Source organism: Winogradskyella costae, assembly GCF_013403865.1.
Taxonomy (GTDB): Bacteria; Bacteroidota; Bacteroidia; order Flavobacteriales; family Flavobacteriaceae; genus Winogradskyella; species Winogradskyella costae.
On sequence record NZ_JABFDK010000001.1, the window covers coordinates 780,600 to 806,877 of the forward strand.

Annotated in this window: 26 protein-coding genes and 1 tRNA gene; 9 read left to right on the forward strand and 18 right to left on the reverse strand. The window is 33.9% G+C overall.

Going from position 1 to position 26,278, the window contains the following annotated elements:
• Nucleotides 1-156 precede the first annotated feature (156 nt).
• The 4 genes from HM986_RS03280 to HM986_RS17795 form a co-directional block, all read right to left on the reverse strand.
• Complete coding sequence (locus HM986_RS03280) at nt 157-825, reverse strand: response regulator (protein ID WP_179333642.1); 669 nt, start codon at nt 823-825, stop codon at nt 157-159.
• A gap of 6 nt (nt 826-831) precedes the next feature.
• Entirely contained in the window at nt 832-2,859 is a 2,028-nt protein-coding gene (locus HM986_RS03285) for a tetratricopeptide repeat-containing sensor histidine kinase (protein WP_179333643.1), read from the reverse strand.
• Between the two features lie 134 nt (nt 2,860-2,993).
• Nucleotides 2,994-3,167: a hypothetical protein gene (locus tag HM986_RS03290; RefSeq protein ID WP_179333644.1), complete on the reverse strand. Its 174-nt coding sequence runs from the start codon at nt 3,165-3,167 to the stop codon at nt 2,994-2,996.
• A 606-nt stretch (nt 3,168-3,773) separates the two neighbouring features.
• Complete coding sequence (locus HM986_RS17795; protein ID WP_262890548.1) at nt 3,774-3,902, reverse strand: hypothetical protein; 129 nt, start codon at nt 3,900-3,902, stop codon at nt 3,774-3,776.
• Nucleotides 3,903-4,177: 275 nt separating this feature from the next.
• Here HM986_RS17795 and HM986_RS17800 point away from each other — a divergent pair, with 275 nt between their 5' ends.
• Entirely contained in the window at nt 4,178-4,303 is a 126-nt protein-coding gene (locus tag HM986_RS17800; protein ID WP_262890549.1) for a hypothetical protein, read from the forward strand.
• Between the two features lie 270 nt (nt 4,304-4,573).
• Here the strand turns inward: HM986_RS17800 and HM986_RS03295 are convergent.
• The 10 genes from HM986_RS03295 to HM986_RS03340 all read right to left on the reverse strand — a co-directional run bounded on the left by HM986_RS03295 (nt 4,574) and on the right by HM986_RS03340 (nt 16,331).
• Nucleotides 4,574-4,647: transfer RNA gene (locus tag HM986_RS03295), tRNA-Asp, on the reverse strand.
• 76 nt (nt 4,648-4,723) lie between these two features.
• Nucleotides 4,724-5,653 (reverse strand): DUF58 domain-containing protein, encoded by a 930-nt coding sequence (locus tag HM986_RS03300; protein WP_179333645.1) that lies wholly within the window; start codon nt 5,651-5,653, stop codon nt 4,724-4,726.
• 67 nt (nt 5,654-5,720) lie between these two features.
• Nucleotides 5,721-6,038 (reverse strand): thioredoxin, encoded by a 318-nt coding sequence (trxA, locus tag HM986_RS03305; protein ID WP_020898224.1) that lies wholly within the window; start codon nt 6,036-6,038, stop codon nt 5,721-5,723.
• Nucleotides 6,039-6,355: 317 nt separating this feature from the next.
• Complete coding sequence (locus tag HM986_RS03310; RefSeq protein WP_179333646.1) at nt 6,356-7,324, reverse strand: alpha/beta fold hydrolase; 969 nt, start codon at nt 7,322-7,324, stop codon at nt 6,356-6,358.
• Nucleotides 7,325-7,333: 9 nt separating this feature from the next.
• Entirely contained in the window at nt 7,334-8,314 is a 981-nt protein-coding gene (locus HM986_RS03315) for an alpha/beta fold hydrolase (protein ID WP_179333647.1), read from the reverse strand.
• Nucleotides 8,315-8,420: 106 nt separating this feature from the next.
• A complete protein-coding gene (locus tag HM986_RS03320) occupies nt 8,421-9,167 on the reverse strand; it encodes an SDR family NAD(P)-dependent oxidoreductase (RefSeq protein WP_179333648.1) in 747 nt (248 codons plus the stop codon).
• A 62-nt stretch (nt 9,168-9,229) separates the two neighbouring features.
• On the reverse strand, nt 9,230-9,793 hold the full coding sequence (locus HM986_RS03325) for a TetR/AcrR family transcriptional regulator (RefSeq protein ID WP_179333649.1): 564 nt from the start codon (nt 9,791-9,793) through the stop codon (nt 9,230-9,232).
• 125 nt (nt 9,794-9,918) lie between these two features.
• Nucleotides 9,919-10,476, reverse strand: coding sequence for a DUF2971 domain-containing protein (locus HM986_RS03330; protein ID WP_179333650.1), 558 nt, complete (start codon nt 10,474-10,476; stop codon nt 9,919-9,921).
• A gap of 37 nt (nt 10,477-10,513) precedes the next feature.
• Complete coding sequence (gene dnaE / locus HM986_RS03335) at nt 10,514-14,893, reverse strand: DNA polymerase III subunit alpha (protein WP_179333651.1); 4,380 nt, start codon at nt 14,891-14,893, stop codon at nt 10,514-10,516.
• A gap of 226 nt (nt 14,894-15,119) precedes the next feature.
• Nucleotides 15,120-16,331, reverse strand: a complete 1,212-nt coding sequence (locus HM986_RS03340) for a DUF6252 family protein (protein WP_179333652.1) — start codon at nt 16,329-16,331, stop codon at nt 15,120-15,122.
• Nucleotides 16,332-16,546: 215 nt separating this feature from the next.
• On the opposite strand from HM986_RS03340, the gene HM986_RS03345 reads away from it, so the two are divergent.
• The 8 genes from HM986_RS03345 (at nt 16,547) to HM986_RS03380 (ending at nt 23,190) form a co-directional block, all read left to right on the forward strand.
• A complete protein-coding gene (locus HM986_RS03345) occupies nt 16,547-17,059 on the forward strand; it encodes a 30S ribosomal protein S16 (protein WP_179333653.1) in 513 nt (170 codons plus the stop codon).
• A gap of 147 nt (nt 17,060-17,206) precedes the next feature.
• Nucleotides 17,207-17,737: a ribosome maturation factor RimM gene (rimM, locus tag HM986_RS03350; protein ID WP_179333654.1), complete on the forward strand. Its 531-nt coding sequence runs from the start codon at nt 17,207-17,209 to the stop codon at nt 17,735-17,737.
• Between the two features lie 75 nt (nt 17,738-17,812).
• Complete coding sequence (locus HM986_RS03355) at nt 17,813-18,526, forward strand: tRNA1(Val) (adenine(37)-N6)-methyltransferase (protein ID WP_179333655.1); 714 nt, start codon at nt 17,813-17,815, stop codon at nt 18,524-18,526.
• A gap of 182 nt (nt 18,527-18,708) precedes the next feature.
• The gene (locus tag HM986_RS03360) at nt 18,709-19,740 is read left to right on the forward strand and encodes an AI-2E family transporter (RefSeq protein ID WP_179333656.1); all 1,032 of its coding nucleotides are present in this window, start codon (nt 18,709-18,711) and stop codon (nt 19,738-19,740) included.
• A 255-nt stretch (nt 19,741-19,995) separates the two neighbouring features.
• Complete coding sequence (locus tag HM986_RS03365) at nt 19,996-21,174, forward strand: acyl-CoA dehydrogenase family protein (RefSeq protein WP_179333657.1); 1,179 nt, start codon at nt 19,996-19,998, stop codon at nt 21,172-21,174.
• Nucleotides 21,175-21,304: 130 nt separating this feature from the next.
• Complete coding sequence (locus tag HM986_RS03370) at nt 21,305-22,201, forward strand: metallophosphoesterase family protein (protein ID WP_179333658.1); 897 nt, start codon at nt 21,305-21,307, stop codon at nt 22,199-22,201.
• 15 nt (nt 22,202-22,216) lie between these two features.
• The gene (locus HM986_RS03375; RefSeq protein ID WP_179333659.1) at nt 22,217-22,714 is read left to right on the forward strand and encodes a TlpA family protein disulfide reductase; all 498 of its coding nucleotides are present in this window, start codon (nt 22,217-22,219) and stop codon (nt 22,712-22,714) included.
• Nucleotides 22,715-22,719: 5 nt separating this feature from the next.
• Nucleotides 22,720-23,190 carry a hypothetical protein gene (locus HM986_RS03380; RefSeq protein ID WP_179333660.1) on the forward strand — a complete coding sequence of 157 codons (471 nt, stop codon included), beginning with the start codon at nt 22,720-22,722 and terminating at the stop codon, nt 23,188-23,190.
• Nucleotides 23,191-23,226: 36 nt separating this feature from the next.
• Here the strand turns inward: HM986_RS03380 and HM986_RS03385 are convergent, their stop codons facing one another.
• The 4 genes from HM986_RS03385 to HM986_RS03400 all read right to left on the reverse strand — a co-directional run bounded on the left by HM986_RS03385 (nt 23,227) and on the right by HM986_RS03400 (nt 26,127).
• Nucleotides 23,227-23,559 carry a 2Fe-2S iron-sulfur cluster-binding family protein gene (locus tag HM986_RS03385; RefSeq protein WP_179333661.1) on the reverse strand — a complete coding sequence of 111 codons (333 nt, stop codon included), beginning with the start codon at nt 23,557-23,559 and terminating at the stop codon, nt 23,227-23,229.
• Between the two features lie 60 nt (nt 23,560-23,619).
• Nucleotides 23,620-24,681: an NAD(P)/FAD-dependent oxidoreductase gene (locus tag HM986_RS03390; RefSeq protein ID WP_179333662.1), complete on the reverse strand. Its 1,062-nt coding sequence runs from the start codon at nt 24,679-24,681 to the stop codon at nt 23,620-23,622.
• 62 nt (nt 24,682-24,743) lie between these two features.
• Nucleotides 24,744-24,986, reverse strand: coding sequence for a NifU family protein (locus tag HM986_RS03395; protein WP_179333663.1), 243 nt, complete (start codon nt 24,984-24,986; stop codon nt 24,744-24,746).
• 1 nt (nt 24,987) lies between these two features.
• The gene (locus HM986_RS03400; protein ID WP_179333664.1) at nt 24,988-26,127 is read right to left on the reverse strand and encodes an Mrp/NBP35 family ATP-binding protein; all 1,140 of its coding nucleotides are present in this window, start codon (nt 26,125-26,127) and stop codon (nt 24,988-24,990) included.
• Between the last annotated feature and the right edge of the window lie 151 nt (nt 26,128-26,278).

The window sequence follows — 26,278 nt, forward strand, 5'->3', positions numbered from 1 at the left end:
ATTAACTCTTGCTGACAGGTGTAAATATATTGAACGTATTTAACTTTTTGCTGTGGAAAAACCATACACTTGCTGTGGAAAAACCGTAAACCCATTATTCACGGTGGTTTCAAACGCTTCAAAAACAGTATAAAATCTTCTTTTTCTAATCTTTTTCTACAAATACCCTTTTTCTCGGGCTTCTTTTAGCAAAGTTTCATCCTTTCCATCGTCAACAGAAAATAAAATTTTGAGCTGTTTTTTTCGTTTTTCGATGCCACTTGTAGAAATGTCAATGTACTCACTTAGGCTTTTCGTTTTTATGCCTTGAGATAATAGATGTAAGATTTTTCGATTTATATCATCAACATAGATATCACTCGATATTCTTTTTTTAGTATAGTTACTAACAGTACTACTATAGTAAGGTGGAGATTTTAAAATTTGCTGAAAACCATCAGCTAATTCCATAGATGTTAAATCGCTTTTAATCAAAAACCCATGGGGATCTATCTCCTTTATAATATTATGAATTCTGTACGTCTCATTAAACATAGTTAGGACTACAATCTTAGCTCTTGGCATTAAGCGTTTTGCTAACAATGCGAGATCTTCACCTGACGTATATTTACCATCCTCTGAGCCTGGTAAACTAATATCAAAAAAGCAAACTTGGTATGGGTATTTTTTTGACGCACGCTCTATCATAGCTACAGCCGTATCACAATTATTAGCCGTATCTATATATAACGTTTGATCGTCTTGTTTTGTAGCCATTAACACATTTTGGTAGCCTTCGATAATAATTGGATGATCGTCTACCATTAAAATTTTGATGTGCTCCATGTGAAATTAGTTTGTATAAGGAATTTTGACATTAACTGTTGTACCAATACCGGATTGCGACGTAAATTTTATGGTCCCATTGAGATCACTCACTCGAGAATTCATATTTTTTAAACCTATGCCTTTTTTGTTTTTTGAAGTATCAAAGCCAGAGCCATCGTCCACAATATCTAAGCAAATTAAGTCTTTTTCTAATGAAATACAAATTGTAATACCTTTGGCATTTGCATGTTTATATATGTTCTGCATAGACTCTTGAATGATGCGATAAATATTTATTTTTATTTTATTCGAGACTAAATCCCAATGAATATCTTCAGTGTAATCAAATTCATATTCTAAATTATAAGCTTGAGTTTGATTTTCAATGAGTTCAGTTACGATATCTATAAAGCTCGACCCTGAAACAAAGTCCGTATTTAATTCGTGTGAGATTTTCCGAATGTCGTGTTCAATAGTTTTAAGCTGACTAATATATTTTGCCCGCGTCATCATCGCCTCTTTTCCTTCATTAAAATTGATACTATCTAAGCTTAATCGCACTCCGAAAAGCCCTCCTAAAACACCATCATGCAATTCTTTTGAGACTCTTGTTTTTTCCTTAGCCCTAGCTTCATCTACTTTATCCTGCTGCCCTAGCATTAGGTTATAGATATCTTCGTTTGCTTTTTGCTGCACTTGTATTAACTTTAACTTTCTGTTCTTTGCCCGTTGAGAAATTAAGACGTAAACTAATATGGCAGTACCTAAAAGACCAATAGATAAGATTAATAAATAGAGATTCTCTTTAGATATTTGTTTATTTTCCGCTACTAATTGATCGGTTTCAAGTTCAATTCTCGCATATTTATTTCTAACGTTTCGCTCTACATATAACAAACTATCCGTAAGTTTTATATGGTCTCTTAAATAGCTTTTACCTTCATCTCCTTCTTTTAATTCAGAAAGCAGAATCATAGATTCTAATAATATATCGGTTGACGATATTTTCTTTGCTAATTTATAAGCATTAACCGTATATTTTAAAGTGGAATCTTTAACCTCTAAATGCTTATAATACTTTGATAAATCTATTGTTACGGCAAGTTTAGTAACATCGTCATTAAGGTTGTTACTTATCCTATACGCCTCATAAAACATGTCACTTATTTCATCATAATCTTTATGCCCAGCTAATACTTTAGCATAAGCAAGATTATCAATTATTAATGGATAAAATGTAGCATCTTTTTCCTGGTAAACTGGTCGTAATTCAGTTAAATCATCAAAAACTTCAATAGCCTTTTCATAATTATGTAATTCGATATAAACATTAGCCTGATTATGAAGTGAAATAATTTCGTTAAATGCACCATCCTGCATACTATTAGCTATCGTGAGAGCTTTACTATGATATTCTAAGGCTTCATTATAGCGTCCTAACTTACTTGATAATTTTCCTAGCAGATCATTAACACTCCAGATATCATCCCTAATGGACTCCGTTTTTGGTAAGGTATTGAATAATTTTAATGCTTTAATAGCATTCTCTTCACTACTTATATAGACTTTATCTTTAATCTGAATAGTAGCTATATAATAGTATATCGTTGCTACTAATTCTGTATCCTCTAATTGATCATAATATTTTAATGCTCCTCGATAATAAAAATAAGCGCTATCATATTGAACATCATAAACATGCTTTGCAATACCTATATTGAGATTAGCTACAGCTATTGCTAAGGTATCAGATAACTTATAAGCAAGATCTAAATTTATTTTATTTTGTTTTTTCCATTGATCGGTCTCACCCAATACATCATACAATATACCTAAACTTCTTCCACTTTTAAGAACTGTGCTATCTTGAGAAGTTTTCCGTGATAGCTCAATAGCTTTTTTAGCATATACAATCCTTAAACTATCAGATAAATCAGCATCAAACGTTAAACTTCTTAACTTAAAAATACTATCAAATTGTATAGAATCGTGATTTTGAGAAAATGCGTTTCCAAACAAGAATAAACAAATTAAACCAAGGCAAATACGCATCTAAACGAATTAAATAATTAATCAAATATATACTAAAATATCAAAACTATATTTTAATTATCATTTGGATTTAGACTAACGCAAAAAGCCCACTCAATGAGTGGACTTGTAATTAATAGCAAATAAATTCTATACTATCCTTGTGTTTTTAATTTTATCTTGGTCTTAGTATGCGCCATTAGGTCATAACTAGTTGTTTCTTTGTAAGTAGGTTCTTCATCATTAACTGCAACCTTGTCTGATTGGATTCCAGATACCGTTAATAATGAGACAGCTAGTAATGCAAAAGTAATTTTTAGGGTTTTCATAAGTATTATATTTAGGGTTAAAATTAGTCAATATCAAAATCGGTAACGCTAAGCGATACACTGAGGGAAGGGAATGGATTTTTAACTATTTTAGGGCAAACCTAAAACACTACTAAAACTTAAAACGAGGGACGTTTTTTAGACAATTAAATGCCCATAGTAAAATGAATTAAAATTTCTCTTTTTAAGCGTTTTCAAAACCTAATCAGAGCTGCAAATATAAAAGTATTTTTCAATATTCCTAAGGATTCTTCGATTAAATGTGTTTTTTATGGGGTGAAGCGCAAAAACGATGTTCATAACCTGTTGAAAACTTGAGATATAATTACCAATATCGCTTTATTTAATTATATAGTATTTCATTTTAAAACAGATCGATTAAAGCATAAAAAAAGGGTAACAATTTCTTGTCACCTCTTTTTTTTTTGTTGATTAATAGCTCCTATAAGACACCAACTTTTTAAGGAAGTCACATGCGTTCTCAATAGATGAATTCCTTAAAATAAAGAAGCATCTCAATCTTTTTAATTAGACAGAAAAGAAAGCTTTTTAATAGCACACCTCAACAAGAACATCCAATAAAAATACCGTTGCAGTTTATTAACCTCATGTCGCTTTAACTTTATCACTTTCTTTTATAATAGCTCCAATTAAAACCAAAAATAAACTTAATTCAGTCACCCATCTGAAATCACCATTATGAACAACAACAATAATAGAATCCTCCTTACACATACAGACCATTTCACAATTAAGATTTTACCAATCCAAAGAAAAACGAAATCTATTGAAACGACATTAAATTGAGGGCCGAAAAAGTAATTTTGAGCGTGATTACTATATACATTTAGAATTTTTAAAGCAAAGATTTACAACATATAATCAATGCTCATTTAAGTGAAGATATAATTTCCGTATTTCAAAATTTCAACCATTATTAAAATACCTATTCAATAATGCCTTATCACCATTTGAAACTTCTGTTTTACGTTATTACATTTATAAATGGAATGTACATATATACTATTTATAGAAATAAGATATCCAAAGATGACGAACCCGAAGTTACACTTGAAGTTTTAAGAAACGATCAGGCCGTCTTAACAGAGGACGGTAAATTAACGTCTAAAAGCTAAATAAAGCAACAAATTAAGAATAGACTTAAATCCCATAGGTCTTTCTCTTTTAGAAAAAAGAATACCCTTACTCAAACATCTTAAAAAGGCTCTAAAACAAAAAAGCATCCCGATCTTCTTATTCAGAAAGAAAGGAAAGCTTCTCATTGGTAAGAACTCAACAACAATGAGTTTCTCACAACTACTCTAGGATCTCTCCTAGAACAACACAACGTCTTTATGTCGCTAAAAAAAAGCCTCAATTTCTTGAAGCTTCTTTTGCAATTTTAGCGGTCTGGACGGGACTCGAACCCGCGACCTTCGCCGTGACAGGGCGACATTCTAACCAACTGAACTACCAGACCGTTGCTTAATTGCGAGTGCAAATATACACCGCATTTTCAATTCCACAAACAAAAAACAAAAAAAATAATAAATAAATTAAATAAATTTTTGTCGCTCTATCATATAGGTGGTTAATATACTATTAAATCCAGCCTTAATATCGGCTTCCACATACTTAATTCGGTATTGACCACACCTTAATTTTAAGTCCGTAAAATACTCTTTAACAGCTTTTTCGTAAGTAGTCTTCACATTATCCGCATATAAATTAATATGATCTCCGGTCTCCACATCTATAAAACGCTTGGGTCTATTATCAAAATCAAATGACAACTCTTTTTCTTTGTCAAAAACATGAAATAAGACCACTTCATGCTTATTATGCTTTAAATGTCGCAACGCTTCAAACAGTTTTTCATCGTCTTCTGACGTTTGAAACATATCCGTAAACACAAAAATCAAAGATCGACGATGAATTTTTTCTGCAATCTGATGCAAATACCGATACGTTTCTGTTGTTTTTGTTTCTGGTTTAGAAACTACAGCATCACTCAGTTTATGCAATAACATCTGGTGATGACGCTCACTACCTTTTTCTGGGGAATAAAAATCATAGTTATCGCTATAAATACTTAAGCCTACAGCATCGCGTTGCTTTTTAAGAATATGCATTAGGGATGCACTCGCTAAAGCTGAAAAGGCAACTTTATTAAGATGATCTATAGAAGCCCCAGCCAATTCAGGATAATGCATAGAACTGCTATTGTCCAAAATAATATGACAGCGTAAATTAGTTTCCTCATCATAACGTTTCGTATACAAACGATCTGTTTTGGCATAGAGTTTCCAATCAATATGCTTAGTGCTTTCCCCTGGATTATAAATTTTATGCTCAGCAAATTCTGCCGAAAATCCATGAAACGGACTTTTATGCATACCGGCAATAAAGCCTTCAACGACTTGCTTCGCTAATAATTCGAGATTTTTAAAACCTCCTGTTTTATTGAGTTCTTGTTGTAAATCCATCAGTTACCGAAACTAAAAAAGGTTTGCCGTATAGGCAAACCTTTTATCATTTCTTTTAGAGTATTGACTACAAAAGGGCGTCGATAGCGTCTGAGTATGCTTTTTTAGGAGCAACACCAACTTGGCGACCTACAACTTCACCACCTTGAAAAACCAAAACAGTAGGGATATTTCTAACACCATATTTAGCAGCGAATTCTTGATTTGCATCAACATCTACCTTACCAACTACAGCTTTACCTTCATATTCTGTGCTAATTTCGTCAATGATTGGTCCAACCATACGACAAGGTCCACACCATGCAGCCCAAAAATCAACTACTACAGGCTTATCACTCTTTAATACTGTCTCTTCAAAATTTGCATCTGTTATTTCTAATGCCATAATATTTATTTTTTAAATGTATTGTACTTTTCTTTTCTTTTCCATGTGCATATGGAATTACAAAATTAGTCAAAATATTCCGCAAACCTTACATAGCCTGTATATGTTTTGATTATAGCGATATAGATGGGTTATATGTATACTTCTGTTGGGCGCATAAACCAGGCTGTCCGTTGTATCTTTTTTGCTTTTTATTTCGACTTCGCTCAATAGCAAAACAAAAAAGGATGCCACTTCCATCCTTAGCGCAAATTCAGGATAACAACAAACCATTTAATTTAAACAAAACCTTCAGTACAATTCGCTTTTTCAATTCGTTATTCTATACCGTTCTTAAACAAAAATTCTAAAATAAGTTTGGCAATGTCTCTCGTCTTTTCTTCTGCAGTAAAATGGCCTGCGTCTAACAAGTGTAACTCTGCATTTGGTAAATCTCTTAAATAAGCTTCGGCTCCTTTATAATTGAATTTCAAGTCCTTTCTACCCCAAGCTATTAGGGTTTTTGGTTGGGTCTCTCTCAACATCTTCTGCCATTTTGGATACCGAATCAAATTGGTATTGTAATCCTGAAATAACTGCACTTGAATTTCTCTGTCTTTTTGAGATCTTAAAAATGCTAAGTCGTGTGTCCAAGCATCCGGACTTTGAATGTTGATATTTGTACTGTCTAAATCAAATAAATACTGCTTATTTATTATGGCATCTTCGCCTGTTAAGCTATATAAAAAATCATGCTTTACTTGAGAAGTATCCATTTGTGCCATTCTAAAAAAATCGTGTCGCTTAGGCGTTAAACCATCTATATATGCATTCGCGTTTTGAACAATTAAAGCTTCAATCCGTTTTGGATTTTTCATCATCATTCGGTATCCCACAGGAGCTCCAAAATCTTGCATGTACATTACGTAATTCTTAATTTGAAGTGTATTGATTAACTTCTCTGTATAATCCGCTAACACATCAAAAGTATATGTCGTTGTTGCTGGGTCTAAATGCGTGCTGTAGCCAGAACCCAAATTGTCTGGTGCAATAACATGATAATGCGTCGCCAACATAGGAATAAGATTTCTATACGAATGTGAAGACGAAGGATACCCATGGAGCAATACTATCGTCGGATTGCTTTTATCGCCTGCTTCTCTATAAAACAGTTTTACATTATCAATTTCCACATAATTATAAGTCGTTGCTGGTGGTAAAAAGAATTGTTTTTTAGTGTCTTCTGATCTACTCTGACAGCTAAATACGGTTAGTGAAACCAATAAAATTATTGCAAATTGCTTCATTCTAGATATTTATTTATTCTGATTTCTCATGAAGTTTCTAATGCTTTCAATTATAGCATCACCTTCTTCTTCTAACGCAAAATGACCGGTATCGTAAATGTTGTAATCTATGTTTTTTACGTCTTTTTTAAACGCTTCGGCACCACTTTCAGGAAAAAAAGCATCATTTTTCCCCCACACGATTAATAATGGTGGTTGATTGTCTCTTAAATAGTCTTGCCATTTCGGGTATAATTTCACGTTATTTTGATAATCGTAAAACAAATCTAAATTTATGGCATGTGCGTTTGGTCTAGACAAACGTAAGAAATCTAAATTATAACTATCCGGATCTACAGTCTCAATATCTCTAACACCATGTGTGTATTGCCATTTTAATCCTTCTAAAGAAAAAGCAGGTAATAACGCATCTTCGGTTTCTTTAGTTCTATTTTTCCAAAGTGCTCTTATTCCAGACCAAGCTTCACCTAAACCTTCTTCATAAGCATTTCCGTTTTGATTGATGATTGCTGTAATTCTTTCAGGATGTGCAGTCGCTAATCTAAAACCAATAGGAGCTCCATAATCTTGAATCATTATCGCATAAGAATTAATCCCTTTTTGTTCTAAAAATGAATCAATAGTAACTGCAATATTATCAAATGTATAGGTAAACGTTTCCGCATCTGGAAAATCACTATTACCAAAACCCGGATAATCAGGTGCAATTAAATGAAACTCGTTAGATAGTTGCGCTAATACTTTTCTGTATTGGTACGATGATGCCGGAAAACCATGTAGTAAAACGATGGTTGGATTTTTAGGATTACCAGCTTCTCTATAAGCTATGTTTATTCCGTTTACAGCTAATGTTTTATATTTTAATGTTGATTTTTCACTTGGAACCTTGGATGTTATTGCTTTAGAAACACGATCTGTTTCTGATATTACGTCCTCTTTACAAGACATAAACAGTAAAACAATACTTAAGATTAGGATTAAATTTTTCATAGTTTGAATTCAAATTTAAATCTCAAAATTATTTTGAGACTTATAAAGTAGAAAAGCCATAACCAAAATGAGATAAGGTTATGGCTCAATAATTATTTTTAGTTTTTTAATTTCTACCAGCCATAACACCACCATCGGTATCCCAAATAGCACCTGTTACCCAAGCAGCCTTGTCTGATAATAAGAAGATAATACTATTGGCTACATCTTCCGATTCTCCAAAACGACCTATTGGGTGAAAACCATTAAAGCCAACCAATGCTTCTTTAGCTGCTTCTTCACCTCCAAAAACACCATGATATACAGGCGTATTTACTAAGGCAGGAGAAACCGCATTCACACGAATGTTATCTTCTGCTAATTCCATAGCCAAATGTTGTGTTAGCGAATGTAAACCTGCTTTTTGCATAGAATAGGCCGTAGAAGGCGTTGCTTTTACAGCTTGTTTTGCCCACATGGATCCAACATTTACGATAGAGCCACCTTGAGTCGCTTTCATTTTTTTAGCAGCACTTTGTGTGATAAAAAAGAAGCCTCTGTTTAAATCTAAATACGAATTATAGTCTTCCATCGTATGATCTAAAAAAGGTTTAGGACCAAAAATTCCAGAAGCATTTACCAAATAGTCTAAGTTATCTAAACCATCAATTTTAGCAATTAAAGCATCTACTTCAGTAGTGCTAGAGATATTTGCTGTGTGTTTAACTAAGTTTGGTGCATCGGCAATTTTATCTGTATTTCTACCTACAACATGTACAGTTGCACCACCTTCTAATAAGGCGTTTGTAGTTGCATTACCTATTCCGCTTGTTCCACCAATGACTAAGGCTACTTTGTTTTCAAATTCTTTCATTATATTTTTATTAAATTATTAAAATTAGACAGACAGGTCTGTCTTTGTTTGTTCAAATTTTTTTAAGCTATTATTTTTTTACATAAATTTTTAGACTCTACAATAGGCCAATCTTCTTGGTGCAAGTGACTTTCTCCAACGGCACTTTCGTAAAGTAAATATATTTGTCGTGCGAGTGAATTTACTTGCTCACTTTTCACTTGTTCTAAATTAGTAGTAATCAGTCTTGCTATGATGGCAATAAAATCATTTTTTTGAGATTGAATTTCATTCCGGATCATCTCATTATCTTTTGGAATTTCCGAAACGGTTTTAATACACCAACACCCATTAAAATCTTTATCCTGATAAAACAATTGAAGGAAATCGAATATCGCTAGAATTTGCTCTTTTCCTTTTGGTTTAGAGGTCGTGAAATTTTCAAAATCTTCTAGAAAATTGATATTCTTGTGCTGAAGATACGCCAAACAAATATCTTCTTTAGATTTAAAATGATTGTATAACGTTGCCTTAGCAATCCCTGCTTCTGCAATAATTTGGTTGATACCTGTAGAATTATACCCATTCTTATAAAATAAAAATGAGGCCGTTTCTGTAATTCTATTTTTTACTTCGGCATGTTTCATGATGCAAATATATCAATTATTTTTAAAAACAGACAAGTCTGTCTGTTTTTTTTTGAAAACTAAATCAATAATACTTAAGTCATAACTCCTGTTTAATTTAAAATAAATTGTTGCAAAACTGTTTATCAACCATTATACGTTTCAATTTTGATACTAGAATCAATTTTTTTAATAAGTTGGTTTATAAGCTCTTTGTCTAATTGAGAGGCCTCAATACCAAAAATCACTTTTTTTATTTTAATATCAATATAACATTGCTTTTCAGCAATTATTCTATACTCATCCTCATATTCCCATTCGGGAATTTTATTTAAAAAAATAGATTTTATATCCTCTAATTTATAAGGCAAATTATCGTAACTCTTTAATCCTTTATAATTTACTTTTTTAATTTCATGCCTCCCTTCAATAACATCAAAACCAACTACTAAACCTCTATGACCATTAGAATAATGTGACCATAAAAGATGATTTTTATAATGACCTGAAAATGAACAAATACTTATGTGTTCATTTTTTTTTGGTTCGAGTCTTGTTCTTATAGTTTCATTAAAAGAATTATTAAAAAACTGCCCTTCGAAGTTGTCATTTAAATTTTTAAAACTAGAAGCATACAACCTTTGATTAAGAAATATATCAAGTAAAAATTTATAATTATTAAAATCTCTAAATTTATAAAACATACTAACTTGTCTGTATAAGTTATTCTTCTCTAAGTATCTAATTCAACTTATAAATTATATCATGCTCCTTCAAACTATTTAATAGCTGTTGCGAAATCTTAACCTTATTTTTTCGGCTTGGCATCTGTACTTTTATCTTTTCAGCATTATCATAGACCACAAAATTTAAGGTTTGAGTGCCTTCGTGGAATTTTATTAAGTCATACAGCACAGAAACTGTTTCCCTTTCTAAATCCTTAATATTTAATTGAATCGATAACTTTTTAGCATAGGTATCCATCACATCATGCAACAACTGGAAACTATTAAACTGAATCCTTGGATCCCCTTTTTTACCTGTGTCTCTGTTTACCCAACCTTCGCGCACAAAGGCTCTGACATAGACAAAAGAGTTAATGACAAAGAAGTGTCTAAACTTTAGATAATCTTCACCAAAAATTCGAAACTCAAAACTGTCGGTATAATCTTCAATCGTGAAAATTGCCCAACCTTTTCCTTGTTTACTTACACGATGTTGCACATCGGTAACCACTCCACCAAAAGTAACTTCTTTATTTACAATGGTTTCCAAATCATTAAAATGAGCAACAACTCCATTACAGAAGGTTTTCATTTCAATATTAAAATCATCTAATGGATGACCAGAAATATAAATCCCAACCACTTCGCGTTCTCGCGATAATTTCTCCATCGTTCCCCAGTCTTCACAAGGTGGCACTACGGGTTCTGCAATCTGAACATCGCTAGCCGCACCAAATAAGCTGACTTGTGCCGAGTTCTCATTTTCCTGATGCTTGGCTCCGTACTTAACTGCTTTTTCTAAAAAGCTAACTCCATCACCTTCGTCTGCAAAGTATTGTGCTCGGTGTGTATCTGCCCAACAATCAAAACCGCCTGCATTCGCCAGCCCTTCAAAAGCCCTTTTATTGGCAGCACGTAAATCAATACGTTTGGCAAAATCGAAGATAGATTTATAGTTTCCATCTTCTTTTCTGTTGTCTACAATCGTTTGAACAGCTCCATGACCAACACCCTTAATCGCTCCCATTCCGAAACGAACGGCATTATCTTTATTTACTGAAAACTTGTAAAAACTCTCATTAACATCAGGTCCTAAAACCGGTAATCGCATCCGTTTACACTCTTCCATAAAGAAGGTTACGGATTTAATATCATTCATGTTATTGGATAAAACCGCAGCCATATATTCTGCTGGGTAATGCGCTTTTAAATAAGCCGTTTGGTAAGCAATCCATGCATAACATGTAGAGTGCGATTTGTTAAAGGCGTAACTCGCAAAGGCTTCCCAATCCTTCCAGATCTTCTCTAGTTTTGTTTTATCTAATCCTTTTGCCCCCGCTTGTTCAATGAATTTTGGTTTCATTTTATCCAAAACAGCGATCTGCTTTTTACCCATCGCTTTTCTCAAGACATCGGCTTCACCTTTGGTAAAATCGGCCAATTTTTGCGAAAGTAGCATTACTTGCTCTTGGTAAACCGTAATTCCGTAAGTTTCCTTAAGGTATTCTTCCATTTCTGGTAAATCGTATACAATCTCTTCATCACCATGTTTACGCGCAATGAAACTTGGGATATATTCCATCGGACCAGGACGATACAAGGCGTTCATGGCAATTAAATCATCAAAAACCGTAGGTTTAAGATTCTTCATGTGTTTTTGCATGCCAGGCGATTCATACTGAAACACACCAACCGTTTCTCCACGCTGGAATAACTCGTATGTGGGTACATCATCCAACGGAAAATTCTCTGGATCGAGCAAAATATCGTGCTTAGCTTTTACAAGTTTAACCGTATCTTTAATTAAGGTTAAGGTCTTTAATCCCAAGAAATCCATCTTCAGCAGCCCTGCATCCTCAACAACAGAGTTATCGAATTGGGTAACATATAAATCGGAATCCTTAGCTAATGCTACTGGTACATAGTTGGTAATATCTCCAGGTGTAATGATTACACCACAAGCATGAATCCCTGTATTACGAACCGAACCTTCTAAGATTCTAGCTTGGTTAATGGTTTCGGCTTGTAAATCGTCACCATCAGAAATATTGAGTAATTCATTAATTTTCTCTAAATCTTCAGCTCTAAATTTACTTGCTAATTCCTTTTCCGAAAGTCCAAAAATCTTGCCTAGTTTAGACATCAGCGGAATTAACTTCGCAATGTGATCGGCTTCATTTAATGGTAAATCTAAAACTCTGGCGGTATCTCTAATTGAAGATTTTGCAGCCATGGTTCCGTAAGTAATAATCTGCGCTACTTGGTTAGAACCGTATTTATCAATTACATATTGCATGACACGACCTCGACCCTCATCATCAAAATCGATATCAATATCGGGCATACTTACACGATCTGGATTTAAGAAACGCTCAAAAAGTAAATCGTACTTTATAGGATCTATATTGGTAATCCATAAACAATAAGCAACCACCGAACCTGCTGCAGATCCACGACCAGGACCAACGGAAACATCCATTTTTCTGGCTTCTCGAATAAAATCTTCTACAATTAGGAAATAACCTGGATATCCTGTTTTTTCAATAACGCTCAACTCAAAATCGAGACGTTCTTCAATGGCTGGAGTAATCTCGCCGTAACGTATTTTTGCCCCTTTGTAAGTTAAATGTCTTAGAAATGCATTTTCACCACGTTTACCACTATCGGCTATATCTTCTTCAAATTTAAATTCTTCAGGAATATCGAAAGCAGGTAATAATACAGCTCGCGCTAATTCATAAGGCTCAATCTTATCGACTACTTCTTGAATATTTACAATGGCTTCTGGCACATCTCTAAAGAGTGCTTTCATTTCTTCTGAAGACTTAAAATAATATTCTTGATTTGGTAAACCGTAACGATAACCACGACCACGACCAATGGGTGTCGCCTGTTTTTCACCATCTTTTACACACAATAAAATATCGTGCGCATTGGCGTTTTCTTGATCGACATAATAGGTATTATTGGTAGCGACCAATTTAACATCATGCTTTTTTGACAATTGAATTAATACGGGATTCACACGATTTTCATCCTCTTGATTGTGGCGCATTATTTCGAGATACAAATCATCTTGAAACGTTTCTTTCCACCACAATAAAGCTTCTTCAGCTTGATTTTCTCCAACATTTAAAACCTTACTTGGTACTTCACCATAAAGGTTTCCTGTTAAGCAGATTAAATCTTCTTTGTACTGTTCAATCAGTTTTTTATCAACTCTTGGCACATAATAAAAACCATCCGTAAAGGCTGCAGATGATAATTTTGCTAAATTGTGATAGCCTTTTTTGTTCTTGGCCATTAACACAATTTGATACCCATTATCTTTTCGAGTTTTGTCTGCATGGTTTTCACATACAAAAAACTCACAACCAATTATCGGTTTTATAATTTTCCCTTTCTTTTCTAATCCGGCTTCCTCTGCCTGTTTATGTTGTGATTTAACACCTTTATTATGATTGGAAACCGCAGTCACAAAGTGAAATGCTCCCATCATATTTCCGTGATCCGTCATAGCAACAGCTGGCATATTTTCTCTGGCTGCTGCTGCAACTAAATCTTTAACACTAATCGTAGATTGAAGAATCGAATACTGGGAATGATTATGTAGATGTGCAAAATCAACATCCTTAACTTGTGATGCCGCCTCTTTATCAATAGTTACAGGTACCGCTTGTTCTTTTTGAAGTCGTGCATTAATTTTAGCACTTTCCTTCTTAAGATTTATATGCTTTAAACCAATAAGCTGAACTTCCGTAGGATTTTCTTGCGTGAAATTCTCAAAATATTCTGGCTCTACATCTAACTGCTCCTTGGTGTATTGTTTACGTCTTATTAATTCTAAAAAACAACGTGTCGTTGCTTCAACATCGGCTGTCGCATTGTGTGCTTCAGAAAAGGGTTTATTAAATAAATACTCATGTAACTCCGTTAAAGTTGGCAATTTAAATTTTCCGTAACGTCCACCTGGTAATTGACACAAGGTTGCTGTATGTTCTGTACAAGTATCTAAAACAGGTAATTCTTGAAGTTGGTTTGTGACGTTTTCGCGCACAAATTCCGCTCCCATAATATTTAAATCGAACTTTACATTCTGACCAACGACAAATTTAGTTTTTGATAAAGCCGCATTAAATTTCTCTAAAACTTCTGAAAGTGACACGCCCTGCTCTTGTGCTAATCCGGTTGAAATACCATGTATTTTTTCAGCATCATAAGGTATATTAAACCCGTCTGGTTTCACCAAATAATCTTGATGTTCAATACAATTTCCCATACCATCATGCAATTGCCAAGCAATCTGAATACATCTTGGCCAATTATCAGTATCAGTAATTGGTGCATCCCAGCGTTTTGGTAATCCTGTGGTTTCGGTATCGAATATTAAGTACATGCGTTGTTCTGTCGTTTATTGTTTAGTGGTGTATTTTTACCGTAGGGCCGTAAAAGTATAAAACACTTATAATCAGCAAAAATCACCATTGTATTCTGCAAAAAGTTAGCTTATAAAATTACATAGAATTTGAACTTTACTAAAATGAAATTACAAAGAGTTTTGAACATAAAAAAAAGCGTCACTCATAATGAGTAACGCTTTAATATTTTTATATAAGGTTTATTTATGCTTGTAAATAATCTGGCACTCCGTCACCATCGGTATCGACAGCATCATCAGGGTTACCATCACCGTTTGGATCTGCATTTTCGTTTAAAGTTAATAATGTATCTCCATCATCATCAGCATCCAAGTAATCCACGTCACCATCACCATCGGTATCTATAGGATTTCCGTCCGCATCCTTACCTTCATACTGCGTTAATATGCCATCTCCATCATCATCATTATCTAAATAATTAGCCACTCCATCTCCGTCTGTGTCATCATCATCAAGATTGCCATCACTATTAAAATCTTCGTACACATCAGCCACACCATCACCATCAGCATCACCACAATTTAAACTATCAATTGCTGCCTGAACACTTCCATCATCATCTCCACAAATTTCTATTTGCTCCTGCAAGTAAAGGGTATACTGTGCGCACTTTTCATTATAATTACCAATAGTAGCCGTTGTATATTGTGAGTTGGCTTCAATAACATTTGCTGTAGCAATCTCGCAAGATATCTGACAGTCACCTAAACCATCAATTATAGCTTGCAAAGTACCATCGGCATCACCACAATAGACACGTTGATTTGTTAAAGCTTCAGAATACGCACTACATGCCGCTAAATAAGCCGCACTATTTACAAATTCTAATCCTGAAGCAAATGTGTTTTGAAAAGCGATCAATGCGGCATCGGAAGCACCATCTAAATCTAAACAAGTTGTAGGATTTGTAGGAAGCTCACCAGAAATCAAAGGGACTTTATAAAAAATACCATTGGTAAACCCTATAGAGTTTAATCCAGAAGCATCAAAAGCTAAAAATCTGTAGGTTCCTGTAAAAGTTTTATTAACGACGTCTATTTCATCAATGATAATTTCACCAAGTTCAGGATAAATTGAAACACTTTCATCTGGTTTATTTGTCGTAGAATACGTTGCTCCAAAACCATCACTATATTGTGCCTCAACAACATCTATTTCTCCCACAATAAAATTTGATTCGATCACAGAAGGAACAGTCAATTTTACAGTTTCTGAATTATTAACCCCTGTAATGGTTAAAAATCCAAAAGCATCAATACTCGCAGAAAAAGCTTTTGCTCTCCACAGTTCGTTTTCACGATCACCTTGAAAAGCAGGCGTATTAAACTGTACTTCGTCACCACAACTGAACGCTGTTAAAAAAATAAGAGATAGGAGGATTAGTTTTTTCTTCATTTAAAAAGGTGTTTTATCTGTGCTCCAAATATAACGAAACAAGAAGGTCAAAAGTATAATAATTTTTAATAATGAGCATAACTCCACTTTTTCTTTTAACTAAAGCACACTCAACACTAGCTTAAAAACAAATTAAACCGTTGCAAATTAAAAAATTATAGTATCTTTGCGCCCTCATTAATAACAGAGGTCGAGAACCTCATTAATTAATTATTATGCCTGTAAAAATTAGATTACAAAGACACGGTAAAAAAGGAAAACCTTATTACTGGATCGTAGCAGCGGATTCTCGCGCTAAAAGAGATGGTAAATACCTTGAAAAATTAGGTGCTTACAATCCGAATACAAATCCTGCAACTATCGAATTAGATATTAACGGAGCTGTAACATGGTTACAAAATGGTGCACAACCTACTGACACTGCAAAAGCAATTTTATCTTATAAAGGTGCAATGCTTAAACATCATTTAGCTGGTGGAGTTAGAAAAGGTGCATTAACTGAAGAGCAAGCAGAAGCAAAATTCAATGCTTGGTTGGAAGAAAAATCTGCTAAAATTGAAGCTAAATCTGATGGTTTATCTAAAGCTGATGCAGAAACTAAAGCGAAAGCATTAGAAGCAGAAAAAGCAGTAAATGAAGCACGTATCGCTGCAGCTGCACCAGTTGTTGAAGAAGAAGTAGCAGAAGATGTTGCAACTGAAGAAACAGCAGCTAACGAAGAAGAATAAAAAAATTATTTTTTATACTTTTAACCCAGACTATTTTAGTCTGGGTTTTTTTATTGTCTAAAATGTCGCATCGAGCGCAGTCGAGATGTATGTAGGGTGTGACATTTATATTTTTCTCGACTGTACATCAACTGACAACACACTGAAATGAAAAAAGAAGACTGTTTTTATTTAGGAAAAATTGTATCAAAATATAGCTTTAAAGGCGAACTTCTCGCAAAGCTAGATACCGATGAACCTGATTTATATGATAACTTAGAGGCTATATTTATAGATCTGAGAGGCAACTTAGTACCTTTCTTTATTGAATCCTCGCAATTACATAAATCAGATTTGCTTCGTTTAAAATTTGAAGACGTCGATACTGAAGCAGATGCCGACGCTTTAATAAAGACTGAATTATACTTACCGTTAGATTTACTTCCTAAACTTGAAGGTGATAAATTTTATTTTCATGAAGTTATAGGATTTACAATTACAGACACCAATTTTGGAGAGGTAGGTATTCTTCAAAGTATTAATGACACCACAGCCCAATCTTTATTCGAAATTGATAGAGATGGTATTGAAATCTTAATTCCTATGAACGATGAATTTATAGTTAAAGTAGATCGAAAAAATAAAACAATAGAGGTTAATACCCCTGAAGGGCTCATTGACTTATACCTTGAAGAGTAATAACGAGTTCTAATAGAACAAGGCACTAAGATATTAATTAAGATAAATTTCTGTCTTCACAGAAATAACAAAACTATGAGTAAGCCTTTCAAATTTAAAGAATTTACAGTCAATCAAGATCGTTGTGCTATGAAAATTGGCACGGACGGAGTGTTACTTGGAGCATGGACTTCTGTTGAGCACAATCCGTTTAATGTTTTAGATATTGGTTCTGGAACTGGCCTCCTAAGTTTAATGATTGCTCAAAGAAGTTATGCAGATCAAATTGAAGCTATAGAAATAGATGATGATGCTTTTGAACAATGTGTAACCAATTTTGAAAATTCACCTTGGGCAGATCGTTTATTTTGCTTTCATGCATCCTTAATAGAATATATTGAAGCTGTTGATGAAAAATTTGACCTTATCATTTGCAATCCTCCTTTTTACACCGAAGATTACAAAACAAAAGACAACGCTAGAGATTTAGCTCGCTTTAGTGATGCTATGCCATTGGAACATATTATTTTTGCCGTTATAAACTTTCTATCAGAAAAAGGCAAATTTTCTATTGTCATTCCATTTAAAGACGAAGAAAAATATATTGAAGAAGCCAGTCTAATTCATCTTTTTCCTAATCGTATCCTAAGAGTTAGAGGAAATGAAAAATCAGATTTAAAACGGAGTCTTATAGAGTTTTCTTATTCTAAAACTCCAATTAAAATTTCAGAATTAATTATTGAAACTGAACGCCATCAATACACTGAAGATTACATCAATCTTACCAAAGATTTTTACTTAAAAATGTAAAAAGCATAAACCTAGTATATACTCAAAACAGAGCAGTATAAACCTTTAGATATACATAGATCCCTCCCTTCCTTTAATTTTTATTCTGTACCGACTCTATTCACTTTATACCAAATAAAAATCGCTTAGTTTTAAAATTTTGATGTATTTTTAAGATATCTAATTTTAAAAAAACGCCTGACGTGAGTACTCCAAAAATAGAAATTTCTGTAAATAATTTAATAAAAACGCTTTTACTTACTGGTGGTCTATTAGTTTTATTTTTCTACGGAAAAGATCTAATAATTCCTTTATTAGTTGCCGCAATCATTGCTATTTTACTGGATATACCAGTTCAAAAACTCAAAAGTTGGGGATTGCCAAATTGGCTATCTATTGCCTTAGCTGTTTTGCTTATGCTCCTATTTTTTTTATTGATTTTTTGGCTTTTAAATTCCCAAATAAATACCATGGCAGAAGATTGGCCAACTATTAAAGACAAGGCAAATGAAAAATTAAATTCATTATCGCAATGGGCAAACAACCAGTTAAATTGGGATTATAAAGACTATATAGAAGGCAATAAAAAACTGGTTGAAAAAGTTGAAGGCTTAGCTAGTACTTTCTTAGCTTCACTTATGAGCCTTTTATCGCAATCCCTTATTATATTTGTCTATATTATTCTTTTTTTGATGCAAAAAAAGCAATTCATTAAATTTTTCAAAAAACAATTTTCAGATGAGGCAGCGATAAGTTCACTATTAAGCAAATCAGCCCAAACCATTAAAAATTACTTCGTTGGTAAAGGAAAAATAATGGTGTTCTTATTTATCATTTATTATATCGGATTCCTATTTGGCTCTGTGCCTTATGCATTATTTTTAGCTCTATTTGCATCGTTGTTTTCCATTATTCCATATGTTGGTAATCTAATTGGGGGTGGAATTGCAGTAGCGCTTTCTTATCTCTATGCCGGATCAACGCCTGCCTTAATTGTTATTGGTGTTATTTCCGTAACTCAACTCGTAGAAAATTATGTACTAACCCCTTGGATTATTGGAGATGAAATCAATTTAAATCCTTTCATTACTATTTTCGGAATCATTTTATTCTCTGCATTATGGGGAGTTGTTGGTGCAGTTATATCTTTACCATTAATTGGTGTTTTAAAAGTAATATTCGACCATACCAAAGGCATGGAGGCATGGGCTTATTTATTAAAAAAAACAGACTAATCGTGATGATATTAACGCGGTTAAATTTCACTCCTATTTCTAATTTTTAGATATAAAATATACCACTCACCACTTCTAAAAATTACACATTAAATTGTTAACCGCAATCGTATTCGCTATTTTTGTAATTCATTTAAACTAAATATAACATTAGGAGGAGTCCTCATTATATCTGCTTAAAGAAACGATACCTTTTATCAGTAATTTAAGCACAGTCGCCACCTCTAATTTTTAATCTCTATAAAATCTAATTCCATGAAACCAGATTTATTCGAAGCACCAGATTATTATAATCTTGATGAGTTACTTACAGAAGAACACAAGTTAGTACGTGATGCAGCAAGGGCATGGGTAAAACGCGATGTCTCACCTATTATAGAGGAATATGCTCAAAAAGCAGAATTTCCAAAGCAAATCATTAATGGTTTGGCCGAAATTGGCGCTTTTGGCCCATATATCCCAGAAGAATATGGAGGGGCAGGCTTAGACCAAATTTCTTATGGTTTAATTATGCAAGAAATTGAGCGCGGAGATTCTGGTGTAAGAAGTACAGCATCTGTGCAATCGTCTTTAGTAATGTATCCTATTTGGAAATATGGTAACGAAGAACAACGCCAAAAATACTTACCAAAGTTAGCTTCTGGTGAATGGATTGGTTCTTTTGGTTTAACAGAACCAGATCACGGCTCTAACCCCGGAGGTATGGTGACCAACTTCAAAGATATGGGAGATCATTACCTTTTAAATGGTGCTAAAATGTGGATTTCTAATTCCCCTTTTTGTAACGTTGCTGTCGTATGGGCAAAAGATGAAAACGGTCGTATTCACGGTCTTATCGTTGAACGTGGTATGGAAGGTTTTTCTACACCAGAAACACATAACAAATGGTCATTAAGGGCGTCTGCAACTGGTGAACTTATATTTGATAACGTAAAAGTGCCTAAAGAAAATTTATTACCGAACAAGTCTGGATTAGGTGCACCTTTAGGCTGTTTAGATTCAGCACGTTTTGGTATTGCTTGGGGAGCTATTGGAGCAGCAATGGACTGTTACGATACAGCCTTACGTTACAGTAAAGAACGTATGCAATTTGGAAAGCCGATTGGACAATTTCAACTACAACAAAAGAAATTGGCAGAAATGATTACCGAAATCACCAAAGCACAATTATTAGCTTGGAGACTTGGGGTAATGCGCGAAAACGGCACAGCAACCTCAGCGCAAATATCTATGGCAAAACGAAATAATGTAGATATGGCTTTAACAATTGCTCGCGATGCTAGGCAAATGTTAGGAGGCATGGGAATCAGTGGTGAATATAGCATTATGAGACACATGATGAACCTTGAAAGCGTGGTGACCTACGAAGGCACACATGATATACATCTGCTTATTACCGGACTGGATGTAACAGGCTTAAATGCTTTTAAATAGCTGTTAAGCGACATTTAAGTTTTGCACTCGGAAGAATATGTTTCGAAACATCGCAAAACAAAAAATTAAAAAATGCTTCTCATTATTGAGGAGCATTTTTTTGTTTAAATTAGTCGAACATAAAAAATACATGTCCTCAAAAACCAGATTAGATCGCGCATATGAGAACGCCAAACGACTTCAGTTTGATGATTCCTCTAAGTATATATTGTTTAGCGATTGCCATAGAGGTGATAATAGTTTTGCTGATGATTTTGCTAATAATCGTAATATTTACTTCCATGCATTACGACATTATTATGAGAAAGGCTTTAGCTATTGCGAACTTGGTGATGGCGATGAACTTTGGGAAAATCTCACATTTGAAAGTATCTTTTACGCACATAAAAATGTATATATGCTCATGAAGCAATTTCATGACGACAATCGTTTACATATGATTTGGGGCAACCATGATATGGTCTATCGTGATCCAAAATATGTAGAAAAACATTTGTCTACTTTTTTTGATCCAAAAACAGGAAATGATGAAGATTTATTTTGTGGTATTCACTATCATGAAGGTATTGTCTTAGAACATTCTGAAACCAATCAGAAATTATTTTTAACACATGGTCATCAGGCAGATTGGTGGAATTTTCTCTTTTGGAAATGGAGCCGTTTTATGGTTCGCGTGTTATGGAAACCTCTCAATGTTATGGGCATTGCTGATCCCACTAGTCCCGCGAAAAATTACACCGAACTCATTAAAATAGAACGGCGCACTAAACGATGGATTATAGAAAATAACAACTTAATAACCATTGTTGGCCACACCCATCGTCCACGTTTTCCTGAACCTGGTGATATCGCTTATTTTAATGATGGTAGCTGTGTACACCCAAGAAGTATTACCGGTCTTGAAATAGAAAATGGAGCCATTTCGCTAATTAAATGGCAAATTGTAACTACTGATAATGGCACTCTAAAAATTGATCGGTTTTTATTGGAAGGACCGACTAAATTGGCTGATTATAAAACTACATAATCTTAAAAACATATTATGAACTATAACAACATTATTCTTATTGTATTAATCTTCTTACTAAACGTTAAACCGAATCCAAATCCAAATATTAAAAAAACAATAAACTTTTCGGAATACACCTTTAACACTACAAAAGGTAGTCAAACCTCAATAACATTAGAAAACAACAAAATTTATATCCTAGACTTTTGGTATTTAGAATGTCCGCCATGTGTAAAAGACCACGAAGTAATTGCAGAATATCTTAAGACCACAAAGCATCAAAATGTTGAAGTTATAGGAATGTCTATTGACAGAAGAATAAGTAAATGGGTATCTTATTTAGAAACACATCAATATAATTGGACGAATTATAACGAAGATCGTTCTGGCAGAATACTTTACAAAGATTTAGAGATAGAATTCTTCCCTAGTTATTTAGTAGTAAATAGTAAAGGCAAAATACTTCAGAAATCAAATCGATTTCAAAAAGCCTTGGATTTTATTGAATCTGCTAATCTTGAAACGGAATAGGTTGCATGGAATTATTAGAGATGTACTTCTGGATGGTAATTATTATTTGTGGTATTTTGAACCTACCTATAATAATTTCGTCTGAAGATTTGAAAGATAAAAAAAGATATGAGAAATATCTTAAAATCTCTTTTGTCATTGGTCTAATTGGGATAGTAATGCTTTTGACAGATTGGAATTTCCTCTGTGGGTACCAATGTTTAGTTATTACATTTTCGCCATTTATAACATTACTAATTTGCAAAGCTGTAATGATATTATCTAAAAAAATAACCAAAAAAGAGGGATTTCAGATATCTAAACAACCACAAACTTTTGGTGTTGCTAAAACAGAACTCTCTGATGGATTTTATCAAGAAAATAAAGGTGATTTAAACTATGAAAACTATTATAGTTGGTACACTGTCTTTATAATTGTAACTCCTGTTATTTTTTCTTTTACACTTCTCATTCTGATTAAAGAAAATACTTGCTGATAAAATTATGAACTTCCTACTTTTCTCAGGAATTTGTTAAGATTCAGGAGCTAATTCTACCTCTAGACCTTCCATTTCAGGTGTCATTTGTATTTGGCACCCTAAACGCGAATTCTCTTTGACATCAAAAGCTTCAGAAAGCATCGCTTCTTCATCGTCTTGCATTTCTGGCAATTCTGTTTCGCTTAAGATATAACATTGACAAGAAGCACACATGGCCATACCTCCACAAATACCAATGGTTCCTTCTGGAGCTAGCTCGTAAGAACGAACAATCTCCATTAAATTCATCGCCATATCTGTAGGAGCTTCAATTTGATGTTTTACCCCGTCCCTATCTATGATAGTTATATTTATATCTTGTTCCATAATCAGTTTCCAAGAATGCGGAAACATCCTCTTTTAAGACCTATTAAGTCCATTAATATATTAATCAAAAGCTTTAACAACAGCTTTAGGTGCTTCTTTTCTAGAACCATCAAAGCCATCAACACCAGCAACTGTCGTATATTTTAATACGTAACGTTTCCCGGGGTTAATAATTTTATATGCTGACTGACACATTAAAGTGGCTTCATGAAAGCCACAAAGAATCAATTTTAATTTCCCTGGATAGGTGTTTACATCTCCTATTGCAAAAATACCAGGAATATTAGTTTGGTAGTCTAGAGAATTATCAACCTTAATGGCATTCTTTTCAATCTCAAGTCCCCAATTTGCAATAGGCCCTAATTTAGGTGATAATCCAAATAATGGAATAAAATGTTCGCATTTTACCTCAAATTCTTTTTCAATATGTTGTGCTTGTTTTACAACTATAGCTTTCACTTTATCGTCACCTACGATGCCAACAACTTCAGCTGGTGTAATGAGGTTTATCTTTCCTTTATTCTTTAGCTCTTGTACTTTTTCAACCGAATCTAAATGTCCTCTAAATTCGTTTCGCCTATGAATTAAAGTAACACTTTTGGCGACATCGCTTAAAAAGATACTCCAATCTAAAGCCGAATCTCCTCCTCCTGCAATCACAACATGTTTATCGCGATACATTTCAGGTTCCTTAATCATGTACTCAACACCTTTATCTTCAAAATCAGTTATATTATGAATTAAAGGTTTACGAGGTTCAAAACTTCCTAATCCACCTGCAATTGCGACAACAGTAGCTTGATGTTTTGTGCCTCTATTGGTGGTAACGATAAATGTACCATCCTCTTGTTTTTCAATGGTCTCTGCACGTTCACCTAGAGTAAACCCAGGTTCGAACTGCTTACATTGCTCCATTAATTTATCCGTTAAATCACCTGCTAAAATCTCTGGGTATGCCGGAATATCGTAAATAGGTTTTTTGGGGTAAAGCTCTGTACATTGCCCACCTTGTTGGGGCAAAGCATCTATTAAATGACATTTTAATTTTAAAAGTCCAGCCTCAAAAACCGTAAAAAGTCCGGTTGGGCCAGCTCCAATAATAAGTATATCTGTTGTGATCATGAATGTAAAATTGAATGCAAAACTACTAATGTCATTTTATTCAGAATGTGACAAATGTCACATTATTTTTCAACATTAATAACTTTTTCGATTTGAGGAGCATATTTTTTAATGGTCATCTCTACACCAGACTTTAAAGTCATCTGATTAACACTACACGATGTGCAAGCACCTACAAGTTGCACTTTTACAAACTTACCATCATCAATAGATAATAAATTAATATCGCCACCATCACTTTGTAGAAACGGACGGATTTCATCCAATGCTTTTTCTACGTTTAATTTAAGTTCTTCTGAGCTCATTTTACTTCTTGTTTGCAGCAGAACAACCTGCCATTGTTGTAATTTTTATTGCTTCAGTAGCTGGTAATGCTTCATTACGATTTACTACTTGCTGAACAACATCTCTTGTAATTGCTTCAAAAGCTTCTGAAATTGGAGTTGCCATTTGCATAGCTGCTGGTCTTCCTAAATCTCCAGCCTCTCTTATACTTTGAATCAATGGTACTTCACCTAAAAACGGCACTTTTAAATCTTCTGCTAAATGCTTAGCACCTTCTTTTCCGAAAATATAATATTTATTATCTGGAAGTTCCGCAGGGGTAAAGTAGGCCATATTTTCTATAATACCTAAAACTGGCACATTGATACTATCTTGCTGAAACATTGCGACTCCTTTTTTAGCATCTGCTAAAGCCACATTTTGAGGGGTACTTACCACAACAGCACCTGTAATAGGTAAGGCCTGCATAATACTTAGGTGAATATCTCCTGTTCCTGGAGGTAAATCGAGCAATAAGAAGTCTAATTCTCCCCAAGCAGCATCAAAAATCATTTGATTTAATGCTTTTGACGCCATTGGACCTCTCCAAATTACGGCCTGATCTGGCTTTGTAAAGAATCCGATAGACAATACTTTTACTCCGTAATTTTCTACAGGTTTCATTTTAGATTTGCCATCAACAGTTACAGATAATGGGCGTTCTTTAGCGACATCGAACATAATAGGAATTGATGGTCCATAAATATCAGCATCTAAAATACCAACTTTAAATCCCATCTTTGCTAAAGTAACCGCTAAATTTGCCGTTACAGTAGATTTCCCTACTCCTCCTTTACCAGAAGCAACTGCAACGATATTCTGAATGCCAGGAATTGCTTTTCCTTTAATTTCATTACTCGGTTGCGTCGTTGGTGCATCAACTTTTACATTGACTTTTATTTTTGCTTTTTCATATACTTGTTTGTGTATCGTTTGCAAAATTTCGACTTCTGTCTTTTTACGTGCTTGAAGACTTGGGTTTCTTATAGTGATATCTACAATCACCTCATCAGCAAAAGTAACGACATTAGTTACAGCTCCACTATCTACCATGTTTTCACCTTCTCCAGGTGCTGTAATCGTTTTAAGCGCGTTAAGTATATCTTGTTTTATTAATTTCATATAAATGATAAGACTAGAGAAAATAGAGCCTAGAACTTAGACTCAAATATCTCTTATTAAGATTAATTCTAAAAGCAAAGGTAGTTAGAAAAGTTTAGATTTTGAAGTGCTGAAATTGAATTATCTAATGAATGGATTCGGTTTAGTAATC